Origin of the sequence: Lysobacter sp. GCM10012299 (assembly GCF_042649405.1) — a bacterium.
In the GTDB taxonomy this organism is placed as follows: domain Bacteria; phylum Pseudomonadota; class Gammaproteobacteria; order Xanthomonadales; family Xanthomonadaceae; genus Lysobacter_J.
In genome coordinates, this window is the sequence record NZ_JBHRZC010000001.1 from 279,875 (window position 1) to 291,773 (window position 11,899).

The 11,899-nt window shown below is 69.2% G+C and carries 7 protein-coding genes; 3 read left to right on the forward strand and 4 right to left on the reverse strand.

From position 1 onward, the window contains the following. Positions 1-57: 57 nt before the first annotated feature. The gene (locus ACFOPO_RS01420; protein ID WP_386700175.1) at positions 58-603 is read right to left on the reverse strand and encodes a Dps family protein; all 546 of its coding nucleotides are present in this window, start codon (positions 601-603) and stop codon (positions 58-60) included. Between the two features lie 96 nt (positions 604-699). Between ACFOPO_RS01420 and hrpA the strand changes: the two genes are divergently transcribed. Further along, positions 700-4,665, forward strand: a complete 3,966-nt coding sequence (gene hrpA / locus ACFOPO_RS01425; RefSeq protein WP_386701227.1) for an ATP-dependent RNA helicase HrpA — start codon at positions 700-702, stop codon at positions 4,663-4,665. An 11-nt stretch (positions 4,666-4,676) separates the two neighbouring features. On the opposite strand, the gene ACFOPO_RS01430 is transcribed toward hrpA, so the two are convergent. Beyond that, positions 4,677-5,162, reverse strand: a complete 486-nt coding sequence (locus tag ACFOPO_RS01430) for a hypothetical protein (protein ID WP_386700177.1) — start codon at positions 5,160-5,162, stop codon at positions 4,677-4,679. 23 nt (positions 5,163-5,185) lie between these two features. Further along, positions 5,186-5,689, reverse strand: a complete 504-nt coding sequence (locus ACFOPO_RS01435; RefSeq protein ID WP_386700179.1) for a hypothetical protein — start codon at positions 5,687-5,689, stop codon at positions 5,186-5,188. Positions 5,690-5,773: 84 nt separating this feature from the next. On the opposite strand from ACFOPO_RS01435, the gene ACFOPO_RS01440 reads away from it, so the two are divergent. Both ACFOPO_RS01440 and ACFOPO_RS01445 read left to right on the forward strand, forming a co-directional pair. After that, positions 5,774-7,945, forward strand: a complete 2,172-nt coding sequence (locus ACFOPO_RS01440; protein ID WP_386700180.1) for a RelA/SpoT family protein — start codon at positions 5,774-5,776, stop codon at positions 7,943-7,945. Between the two features lie 138 nt (positions 7,946-8,083). Beyond that, positions 8,084-9,637 carry a hypothetical protein gene (locus tag ACFOPO_RS01445; protein ID WP_386700182.1) on the forward strand — a complete coding sequence of 518 codons (1,554 nt, stop codon included), beginning with the start codon at positions 8,084-8,086 and terminating at the stop codon, positions 9,635-9,637. 39 nt (positions 9,638-9,676) lie between these two features. Here the strand turns inward: ACFOPO_RS01445 and ACFOPO_RS01450 are convergent, their stop codons facing one another. Beyond that, the gene (locus tag ACFOPO_RS01450; protein ID WP_386700184.1) at positions 9,677-11,782 is read right to left on the reverse strand and encodes a glycosyltransferase; all 2,106 of its coding nucleotides are present in this window, start codon (positions 11,780-11,782) and stop codon (positions 9,677-9,679) included. Positions 11,783-11,899: the final 117 nt, after the last annotated feature.

The window sequence follows — 11,899 nt, forward strand, 5'->3', positions numbered from 1 at the left end:
GGAAGGCGACCAGTCGGGAAACCCCTCTTCCGCGAGCGGAAGAGGGGCCAGGAGGGGTCACTCGAGCAGCGAGCGCAGCATCCAGGCGTACTTCTCGTGGGTCTGCAGGCGCTGGGTCATCAGGTCGACCGTCGGATCGTCACCGGCGTCATCGGCCAGCTTGAGCACCTTGCGCGCGGTGCGGGCCACGGCCTCGTTGCCGACGGTGAGCTGACGGACCATCTCGCGCCAGTCCAGCGACTCGGTCAGGCCCGGCTCCTCGGGAATCGAGCTGAGGCGGATGAACTCGGCGTACGAACCGGGGGCATTGAAGCCCAGGGCGCGGATGCGCTCGGCGGTTTCGTCCAGCGCGTTCCACTGCTCCGTGTACTGGCCCTCGAACATCAGGTGCAGGCTGTTGAACATCGGCCCGGTGATGTTCCAGTGGAAATTGTGAGTCTTCAGGTACAGCGTGAAGCTGTCGGAAAGGAAGCGCGACAGGCCCTCTGCAATCTTCTTGCGATCGCCGCCGCTGATCCCGATATCGATGGCCGAGGAGCTGGCCACCCCCGTGGCCGGGGTCTTGGCCGGGGACTTGGACTTGGCGCTTTTCTGTTTAGCCACTGTTTTTCTCCCTACGCTGAGGTTTGCGGGCGACAATAGACGCCGCCGATCGCAATTTGAAATGGTTTTTGGCTTGCAGTCTGATCGATGAAATCAATGGACCCGGCGCAGTCTAGACAGCCCGATGTCAGTAACACGTTACGCCAGGCCCGGCGTGCCATCGATGGCGCGCTGAGCCGTGACCGTGGGCGACTGCAGGGGTTGTGGTCGCGCTGGAGCGGGAAGCCGGCGGACGAGCGTGCACGCGAGGCCTTCGCCCAGGCCCTGAGTGCATCGGTCGCGCAACGCCAGGCAAGGGCCGCGGCGCTGCCGCAGGCGCCGGTCGACCCGTCCTTGCCGATCGCGGCCGAAGCCGATCGCATCGTCGAACTGATCCGCAAGCACCAGGTCATCGTGATCGCCGGCGAGACCGGCTCGGGCAAGACCACGCAGTTGCCGAAGCTGTGCCTGGCCGCCGGCCGTGGCGCCGCCGGCATGATCGGCTGCACCCAGCCACGCCGCATCGCCGCGCGCGCGGTGGCCCGGCGCGTGGCCGAGGAGCTGAAGACCCAGGTCGGTGGCGCGGTCGGTTACCAGGTGCGCTTCACCGAAAATGTCGGCGAGCAGACCGCGGTCAAGTTCATGACCGACGGCATCCTCCTGGCCGAGATCCAGTCCGATCGCTGGCTGTCGCGCTACGACACCATCCTCATCGACGAGGCGCACGAACGCAGCCTCAACATCGACTTCCTGCTCGGCTACCTCAAGCAGTTGCTGCAGCGTCGTTCGGACCTGAAGGTCATCGTCACCTCGGCGACCATCGACACCGAGCGCTTCGCCCAGCATTTCGGCGATGCGCCGGTGGTCAATGTCGAAGGCCGTGGTTATCCGGTCTCGGTGTGCTACCGCCCGCTCGGCGAGGGCGAGGACGACGGCGAGCAGGGGCGTGACGGGGGCAGTCGCGACCGCAGCGTCAACGACGGCATCGTCGCCGCCTGCGATGAAATCACCCGCGAGGATCCGCGCGGCGACGTGCTCATCTTCCTGTCCGGCGAGCGCGAGATCCGCGACGCCCACCAGGCGCTGGAACGGCGCAAGTACCGCGAAACCGAAGTGCTGCCGCTGTACGCGCGGCTGTCGGTGCGCGACCAGGACCGCGTCTTCAATCCCGGCCCCAAGCGCCGCATCGTACTGGCGACGAACGTTGCCGAAACCTCGCTGACGGTGCCGCGCATCCGCTACGTGGTTGATCCCGGCCTGGCCCGCGTCAAGCGCTACAGCCCGCGCGGAAAGCTCGACCGCCTGCACATCGAGCCGATCAGCCAGGCCAGCGCCGACCAGCGCAAGGGCCGCTGCGGACGCATCAGCGAGGGCACCTGCTACCGCCTGTATTCCGAAGCCGACTTCCTGTCGCGGGCGCGCTACACCGATCCGGAAATCCGCCGTGCCGCGCTGGCTGGCGTGATCCTGCGGATGCTGTCGCTGGGGCTGGGCAACATCGAGGACTTCCCGTTCCTCGAGCCGCCGGACCCGCGCGCGGTCGCCGACGGCTGGCAGCAGCTGGCCGAGCTGGGCGCGGTCGACGAGTCACGCAAGCTCACGCCCACCGGCAAGCTGATGTCGCGCCTGCCGGTCGACGTCAAGCTGGCGCGCATGCTGGTCGCCGCCAACCAGCACGGCGTGCTGCGCGAGATGCTGGTGATCGCCTCGTTCCTGGGCATCCAGGACCCGCGCGAGCGCCCGGCCGACCAGCGCGCCGCCGCCGACAACGCCCATGCGCAGTTCGCCGACCCCAAGTCGGAGTTCGTCGGCATCCTCAAGTTGTGGGAGGCCTACCAGTCGGCCCACGAAGAACTCACCCAGTCGAAATTGCGTGGCTGGTGCGAGAAGCACTTCGTCGGCTTCCTGCGCATGCGCGAGTGGCGCGAGCTGCACCGCCAGCTCAAGTTGATGGGCGACGAGCTGGACTGGAACAGCGAGCCGCGCCACGAGGTGTTCGACCAGGCCGCGTATGCGAAGCTGCATCGCGCGCTGCTGGCGGGCCTGCCGACGCAGATCGGCTTCCGCAGCGAGCGCGGCCAGTACGACGGCCCGCGCGGACGCAAGTTCCAGTTGTTCCCGGGCTCGCCACTGGCGAAGAAGCCGCCGCCGTGGGTGCTGTCGGCGACGCTGCTGGACACCGAGCGCGTCTGGTCGCTGACCAACGCCGCGATCGAGCCGGACTGGGCCATCGCCGAACTGCCGCACCTGCTGGCGCGACGCCAGCACGACCCGCGCTGGGCGCGCTCGCAGGGTCGCGTGGTCGGCAGCGAGCAGATCAGCCTGTTCGGCCTGGTGCTGGCGCCGAAGCGGCCGGTGCATTACGGCGCGTTGTTCCCGGAGGAGAGCCGCGTCATCTTCGCCCGCGACGCACTGGTCACCGGCGAGATCAACACCCGCAGTGCCTTCCTGCCGCGCAACCTGGCGACGCTGGCCAAGGCCCGCGACGAAGAAGCCAAGCAGCGCCGCAGCGGGCTGGTCGTCGAAGAAGAGTGGATGGCGCAGTGGTACCTGGACCGGCTGCCGCCGCAGGTGCACAACGCGCAGGCGCTGGATGCCTGGTATGGCAAGTTGCCACCGGCGGAGAAGGCGGCGCTGGAATGGTCGCTGGCCGACCTGATGGTGGTCGACGAAAGCGATGCGCAGCGCTTCCCGCCGTACCTTGCGCTGGGCAATGCGCGGCTGGCGGTGAAGTACCGCTTCGAGCCGGGTGCCAGCGACGACGGCATGACCCTGGCCGTGCCGCTGCACCTGCTCAATGCGCTCGATCCGGTACGGCTGTCGTGGCTGGCGCCGGGCTTCGTCGCCGACAAGGCGGCGGCGCTGATCAAGACATTGCCCAAGACCTTGCGCCGGAACTTCGTGCCGGCGCCGGATTTCGCCCGCGCGTTCTTCGAGGCCCACCCGCAGGCCAGCGCCGACAGCATCACCGGCGAACTGGCGCGCTTCCTGTCGAGGCTCGGCGGCGTTGCCGTTGCCGCGCTCGACTTCGACGAAGGGGCGCTGGAGCCGCACCTGCGCATGAACCTGCAACTGCTCGAGGGTGATGGCAAGGGCGAGCGTCGCATCGTGCTGGCAGAATCGCGTGACCTCGACGATCTGCGCCGCCGCTTCGGCGAGCGTGCCGCAGCGGCGTTTGCGGCGCGTGCCGCCGACGGATTGGCGCGGCAGGGCCTCACGACATTCCCTGAAACGCCGATCCCGGCGTCGGTCACCGGTGCCGGCGGCGTTCCCGCCTATCCCGCGTTGCACGACGATGGCGACAGCGTGTCGCTGCGCGTGCATGCCGAAGCCGAGGTCGCGCGACGCGAACACCCGCGCGGTGTGCGCAGGCTGCTGGCGATCGCGCTGGCCGACAAGCTCAAGCAGGCGCGCAAGCAACTCCCCGTCACGCCCAAGACCGGGCTGCTGTACGCGGCGATCGAGTCGGCCGCGCCGCGCAGCGATGGATTGAAGGAAGGTGACCGTCTGCGCCTGGACCTCGTTGACGGCGCGTTCGCTTCGTTGGCCGCCGAAGACGCCGGTGCGGATATCCGCGACGCCGGCGCATTCGCCGCACATCGCGACGCAATCGCGAAGCAGCTGTTCGCCGACGCCATGGAGCGCCTGCGCCAGGCCGAGACCATCCTCGGCGCGGTGGCCGAAGCACGCGCGAAACTCGAATCGCCGCTGATGGGTTGGGCCAGCGGGAACCTCGACGACATGCGCGCGCACCTGGCGGCGCTGACGCCCCCGGGCTTCCTGCGCAACGTTCCCGCACAGGCGCTGCGCGAGTACCCGCGCTACCTGAAGGCATTGGCGCTGCGCGGCGAACGCGCGCTGCGCGATCCGGTCCGCGACCAGGCGCGCATGCTGGAGATCAGACCGTTCGCCGACGCGTTGGCCAAAGCCGTCGACGAAGGCGCAGGCGACCAGCCCGAATGGCAGGCGCTGCGCTGGGACCTGGAGGAACTGCGGGTGTCGCTGTTCGCGCAGGAACTGGGTGCCCGCGGCGGTGTGTCACCGAAGAAACTGGCGCAGCGGCTGGCGCAGCTGCGGCGCTAGAGCAACACCGCTCAGTCGGCGCGCTGCACCTTCAGGCGCGGCGTCTGCCCGTCCATCTGCAGGTACCAGGCGCCCATGAAACCCGGCGTGATGGTGATCTTCGGGTTGGTGGCCGGTTTGCCGAGATAGAGGTTGCCTTCGATCACGCGCCAACGCTGGCCGTTGTCGAGCAGCACCGTGTCGCCGCGCGACCACGCCCGCACTTCGCCTTGCACGCTCGCCGTCACCGGGGCGGTGGCGGGGCGCTTCTCGCGCCGGCCGACATCGTCGGCGGCGCGCTCGGCCACCGCGGCCTCCACCAGCGCACCCTGGTCCTGGCTGAGCAGGCGGTTGAGCAGGGCCAGCTGCTCCGGCGACAGCGTGTCCAGCCCGGTGGCGCGCATCTGCTCGGCGTTCAGGCGCTGCTCCAGCGCGACGTAATCCCGTGCCGCGAGCGCAGGCGCGGACGAAATCGATACGGCAACGGCAACGGCAATGCAGGCGAGCAACAGACGCATGAACGACTCCTTTGATGGTCGCCTTACTTGACGCGCTGAACCTTCGCGCGGGCGTTGAAACCCTCGACCGACAGGTACCAGGCAGAGCCAATCGCGCTGGGCGTGATCTTGACCTTCGGATTGGCGTTCTTCACGCCCGTGAGCGACACATCGTCGATCTGCTGCCACACCTGGCCGTTGTCGAGCGTGTAGCTGCGACCCTTGCCGAAGCCGGTGAACGTGCTGGTGATGGTGCCATCGACCGGGTCGCGCGATGAAGCCACGATCAGGCCGCGGCGATCGTCTCCGCCGCTCTGCTTGGCGGTCTCGGCGGCCTTGGCAGTCTCGACCTCGAGCTTGCCGTTGAGCCAGGCATTGAGGTTGGCCAGCTGCTCGGGGCTCAGGCGGTCCAGGCCGGCGGCCTTGAACTGCTCGTAGGTCATCTGCTGTTCGATCTTCTGTTGCGCGAACGTGGCGCCGGCAAACGGCAGCAGGGCGGCCAGTGCCAGCAGGCGAAGCGCGGCCAGGCGGGGGTGGGTCGAACGCATGCGCTGTTCCTCCAGACGGTTGCCCGCTAGTGTAGACCGCGCCGTCCCTGTCGACCCGCTCCGTTCCACGCAACGTCCCCCGCCATGTCCACTGAGTCCCCACAGCTTGCCGCCGTGCTGGCGCATCCGGTCGCCGCCGGCATCGTCGCGCCACTGCGCAAGGCGATGGAGAAGGCGGCGACGGTGGCCGGCGCCGAGGCCGATGCGGACGACCCGCCGGCGGTCGTGGCGAGCATGCTCGAGGCACTGGTGCTGCTCGGTGCCGACGGCGACACCGCCGCGGCGGCGATCCTGCACACCTATCCGGGCTGGCGCGCCGCGCTGGGCCCGGTCGAGCGCGACTTCCCCGCGGTTGCCCCCCTGATCGAAGGCCAGCGCGCGGCCGCGCAGGTCTGGGCACTGCATGCCGAGCGCCACGGACAGGCCGGCAATGAAGGCCTGCGCCGCCTGCTGCTCGCCATCGTCCGCGACCTGCGCGTGGTGCCGATCCTGCTGGCGCGCCAGCTGGCGCGCATGCGCCATGCCGAGCCGCTGCCGGAACAGCAGCGCCGCGAACTGGCCCTGCTCACGCGCGACATCCATGCGCCGCTGGCCAACCGGCTGGGCATCTGGCAGCTCAAGTGGGAGCTGGAGGACCTGGCCTTCCGCTACCTGGAACCGCAGACCTACCAGCAGATCGCGCGCCTGCTCGACGAGAAGCGCACCGACCGCGAACGCTACATCGAACAGGTCAAGGGCACCCTGCGCGAGGCGATGGCGGCACAGGGCGTCGCCGCCGAGATCGCCGGCCGGCCCAAGCACATCTACAGCATCTGGAAAAAGATGCAGCGCAAGAACGTGCCGATCGGCGAGCTCTACGACCTGCGCGCGGTGCGGGTGCTGGTCGACAGCCTGGCCGACTGCTATGCCGCGCTCGGCGTGGTCCATGCGACCTGGGCGCCGATCCCGAGCGAGTTCGACGATTACATCGCGCGGCCCAAGCGCAACGATTACCGTTCACTGCACACCGCCGTGGTCGGGCCGGAAGGCAAGACCCTGGAAGTGCAGATCCGCACGCACGACATGCATCGCCAGGCCGAGCTCGGCGTGGCGGCGCACTGGAAGTACAAGGAAGTCGGCAGCCACAGCGCCGACGCCGCCTTCGACCGCAAGATCGCCTGGATGCGGCGCCTGCTCGAAGCCTCCGCCGAAGGCGGGCGCGAGGAGGGCTCGCTGTCGGGCGAATTCGACACCGAACTGGTCGAGGATCGCATCTACGTGCTGACGCCCAAGGGCGAGGTCATCGACCTGCCCACCGGCGCGACGCCGCTGGATTTCGCCTACCACGTTCACACGGAAGTCGGACATCGCTGCCGCGGCGCCAAGGTCGACGGACGCATCGTCCCGCTCGACCACAAGCTGCGCACCGGTGATCGCGTCGAGATCATGACCGCCAAGACCGGCGAGCCACGCCGTGACTGGCTGATCGCGTCCAACGGCTTCCTCGCCAGCAGCCGTTCGCGCGACAAGGTGCGGGCGTGGTTCCACAAGCTCGACCGTGCCCGCAACGAAACTGCCGGCAAGGAACTGCTCGACAAGGAACTGCGTCGCCTCGGCCTGCTCGGCGCCGACCTCGCCCCGGCCCGCGAGAAGTTCAACCTGGCCACCGATGGCGAGGTCTATGTGCAGGTGGCACTGGGCGACATCGGCCCGCACCAGGTCGGTCGCGCACTGCTCGAGCACGAACGCGCCGCGTCCGCAGCCGCTGCTGCCGCGGCCGCGCCCGCCAGCACCGTCACCACGCCAACGCCGCCGCGGCGGGTCCCGCGCAGGACCACCGACTTCACCGTCGAGGGCGTCGGCAACCTGCTGGTGCAACTGGCGCGCTGCTGCCAGCCGTTGCCGGGCGAACCGATCGTGGGTTACCTCACCCGCGGTCGCGGCGTCACCGTGCACCGGCCCGACTGCACCGCCTTCCAGCGCCTGGCAGCGTCGCAGCCGCAGCGCGTGCTGCCGGTGGAATGGGGACGCGCGGGCAGCGGTTACGAGGTCGACGTCGAGGTGCTCGCGCTCGACCGCAAATGGCTGCTGAAGGAAGTCACCAACCTGATCGCCCAGGGCAACGCGCACGTGCTGAGCATCAGCAGCGACGTCGAGCGCAACGGTGCCCGCGTGCGGCTGCGCCTGCGAGTGCGCGTGGGCGACTACGGCCAGCTGTCGACCTTGCTGGGCAAGCTGGCATCGCTGCCGGGCGTGGAGCACGCGCAGCGTCGCTGAACGGCAGGTGCAGCCGTTGCCGCCCCCTCACCGCCATGACGCTATGCTTGGCGCGTGACATCAGTACCGCCAGATGAACCGGGAAATGCCAGCCTCGGCGGCGCGGAAAGCGCTGTTCCGCCGGGGCGTGGCGACCGCGTGGAGCCGCAATCGCCGCGCTGGGGCGACTGGCAATGGGACGATGATGACCGCGAAAGCGGCCGCTGGGCCGACCGCACCGCGCGTGGCATGCGCTGGCGTGGCTGGGGCATCGGGGTCATGGCCGTCATCTCGATTGGCCTGTTGTTGCTGCTCCTGCGCCAGCCGCTGTCGAACTGGTTGTGGCCCGATACGCGCGCGCAGCAACTCCAGGCCGATGCATCCCTTGCCCTGCAGCAGGGCCGACTGACATCCGCGGATGGACGCGGTGCACGCGAGCTGTACGCCGCCGCGCTCGCGCTGGATCCGGACCGCAGCGAAGCGCGCCAGGGCATGGCCCGGGTCGGCCAGCAGGCGCTGGCGCAGGCGCAGCGCGCGCTGGACCAGCGCGATTACCCGCAAGCCCATCGCATGATCGCGCTGGCACGTGAGCTGGCGGTTCCGCGCGCCCGCGTCGACGCGCTGGAGCAGCGCGTACGCGAGCGCGAGGCCGGCGATTCCGGCGTCGACAAACTGCTCGCCCAGGCCGCGGCCGCGCGCAAGGCCGGGCTGCTCGACGGCGGCGACAACGCCGCGTTGCCGCTGTACCAGCGCGTGCTGGCGCTGGAGCCGAACCGCACCGATGCGCTAGAAGGCCGCGAAGACGTCCTCGCCGACCTGCTGCAACAGGCGCAAACGTCGCTCGCACGTGGCGATCTTGCGGATGCCTCGGCGCGGATGCGTCGCGTGCAGGCGGCCGATCCGGGCCACGTCGATCTTCCCGATGCACTGTCCGCACTCAACCGCGCTGCAGAGCAGCGACGCGGCAGCGCCGATGCCGAGCTGCGTCGCGGCAGTCTGGTGCAGGCGCTGGAGGGTTACCGCGCGGTACTGGCGACGCTTCCCGACGACGAGCGCGCGCAGCGCGGCGTCGCCGCGGTCGCCAACGCCTATGCCGCACGCAGCCAGCGCCACGCCGGGGATTTCCGGTTCGATGAAGCCGAGAAGGAGCTGGCCGAGGCGCGACGCGTCGATCCCCAGGCGCCGGGTGTCGCCGCCGCCCAGCAGCGCCTGGTCCAGGCCCGGCAGTCGCAGCAGCGTTACGGGCACAAGCTCCCGACGGCCGAACGCCAGCGCCGCCTCGACCAGCTGTTGGCCGATGCCGCCCAGGCCGAATCGCGTGGCAACCTGCTGACGCCGCCCGGCGACAGTGCGTTCGACAAGTTGCGTGCGGCGCAGTCGATGGCGCCGCAGGATCCCAAGGTTCGCTCGGCCATGCAGCGCCTGCTGCCCGCGGCGCAGCGTTGCTTTGAAGCGGAGTTGCGTGGCAATCGGCTCAGTCGCGCGCGCGAATGCCTCGATGCGCGCGCCGTGCTCGAAGGCGATGGCGCGGCGGTGCGCGATGCACGCCGGCGCCTGGCCCAGCGCTGGATCGCGGTGGGCGACGAGCGCTTGGGCGCAGGTGAACTCAGTGCCGCGCAGGCGGCACTGGTCGCGGCGCGCGAGCTGGATCCGCAGGCCAGCGGCCTTGGCGAATTCGCCGATCGGCTGCGTCGCGCTTCAGCCGCCAATTGACCGCTCTGCAGGAGCGGGCACGCCGCTGCGGCTGATGGATCAGGCCGTGGCGCCGAGCAGCACCCGCCGCACCACTTCACGCCCGGCATCGAGCGAGAAATGCCGCTCGACGTTGGCCAGGCCGTTGTCGGCCAGTCGTTGCCACAACGCCTCGTCGCGATACAACCGCAGCACGGCCTCGGCAAAACCGGCGGCATCGTCTGCGACGAGCACGTCCTCGCCATTGCGCAGGTGCATGCCTTCGACCGCGCAAGCGGTGGCCACCACCGGCTGGCCATGGGCCATGCTCAGGTTGACCTTGCCCTTGACGCCGGCGCCGTAACGCAACGGAGCCACGCAGATGCGGGCGCCGTCCATGTACGGCGAGAGGTCCGGCACGTGGCCATGCACGCGCACGCCCGGCTGCGATGCCAGTGCCTCGATCTCGGCCGGTGTGTCGCTGCCGATGCAGTGGAACACGATCTGCGGTTCCTGCGCGTGCACCAGCGGAAACACCTCGGTGACGAACCAGCGCGCCGCATCGACGTTCGGCGGATGGCGAAACCCGCCGACGAACACCAGGTCGCGCCGTTGTTCGAACGGCAGGCCGCGTCCCTGGACGTGGTGCAGGTTGGAGAGGATGTCGACCTGCGCGGCGGGAGCGTCCTGCGCCAGCAGGCTGCGCTCGACCTCGCTGACCACCAGGGTCGCGTCGCTGCGCGCGATCATGTCCAGTTCCAGCGCACGGGTGCGCTCGGACGCTCGCATCAGTGTCTGGTCGGAGGTCAGCTCCGCGCCACGACGCTCACGCAGGTAATGCAGGTCGACCGTGTCGAACACCAGCTTTGCCTGCGGCGCGAACTTGCGCAGCAGCGGCAGCCATTCGCGCAGGACGTAGTGGCGGCAGACCAGCACGGTATCGAAACGCGCGCCGTGGTCGCGCAGCCAGGCATGCGGCCGCTTGGCGAACGGGGCATACCAGACCTCGACGCCCAGCTGCTGCAGTGCTTCGGTGTAGCGGCCGTCATGGGCGCGGTTGGCGGGCAGGAACACCACGTGCGCGCCTTCTTCCTTCAGCAGCCGCATCAGGTTGAACAGCCGCAGCGAGCCCGAGTCGCGATCCGGTTGCGGGGTCAATGCATCGATGACCAGCACCACGCGCGTGTAGTGGCGGTCGGTGGCCCGCACGCTGGGCTGCTCGTGGTCGGGATGGGCCTGCAGGCGCGAGGCCCAGCGCTGCTGGAACAGTTCCTGGTTGCGAACCTGGTGGCGCTTGATGCCGCGGCGGATATCGGTGCCCGAGGTGATGCCCTCGAGGTGGACCACCCTGGAACCGGTCTGGCAGATCGCGCGCAGTCCGGCCGCGGTCACCTTCATGCCCAGGTCGGTGTCTTCGTAGTAGGCGGGGGAGTAATGGGTGTCGAACCCGCCGAACTGCGCGAACAGGTCGCGATGGATCGCGATCGCGGCACCGGAGCAATAGTCGACCCGCCGCACATAGCTGAATTCAGGCTCCAGAGCCGAGCGCAGGCGACCGAGGTTGTCGGCGCGCCCGTCGTTGCGGACGATGCCGCCCGATTCCTGCAGGCGACCATCCGGGTAGAGCAGTTGCGAGCCGGCAAGGCCGGTGCCCGGCTGCTCTTCGAACGTCGACAGCAACACGTCGAGCCAGCCCGGCTGGGGAATCGTGTCGTTGTTGAGGAACACCAGGTACTCGCCCGTGGCCTGCGATGCGCCGTCGTTGCAGGCGGCGATGAACCCGCCGTTCTGGCGGCGACGGTGATAGCGCAAGCCGTCGACCTGGACCAGCGACGATTCGGTGGCATCGGAGGAGCCATCATCGACGACGATGATCTCGATGCTCGCCTCGGGCGGGTACGCGGCAACGGCCCTCAGGCAGGCGAGGGTGTGCTCGAACTGGTTGTAGACGGGAATGACGATGCTCGCCCGCGGCGTTGCCGAGAACGGCACCGAAAAATGGGCGAAGGGCTCCTGCTGCGGCAGGTACAGGGCCAGCAACTGGGTGTCGGGCACCCGGTAGAACTGCTTCAGGACCCGTTCCCAGGAGGCACGCACGCCGCGCGTTCGCAGGCTGGTCAAGCCCCGACGGAACAGTCCGGTTCCCCGGTCGTATAGAAACCGCACCTCGGTCCAGCTCAGGCCCATCGAACTCTCGTCATTCTGAAGATTCCTTAACGCAGACTTTGCCGCTGCCCCGTCCGCGCGGGGCGGCGGGCCGGCTGCGATAGACTCGCGGCCACGAGGGCGCAGCCCCAACATTGT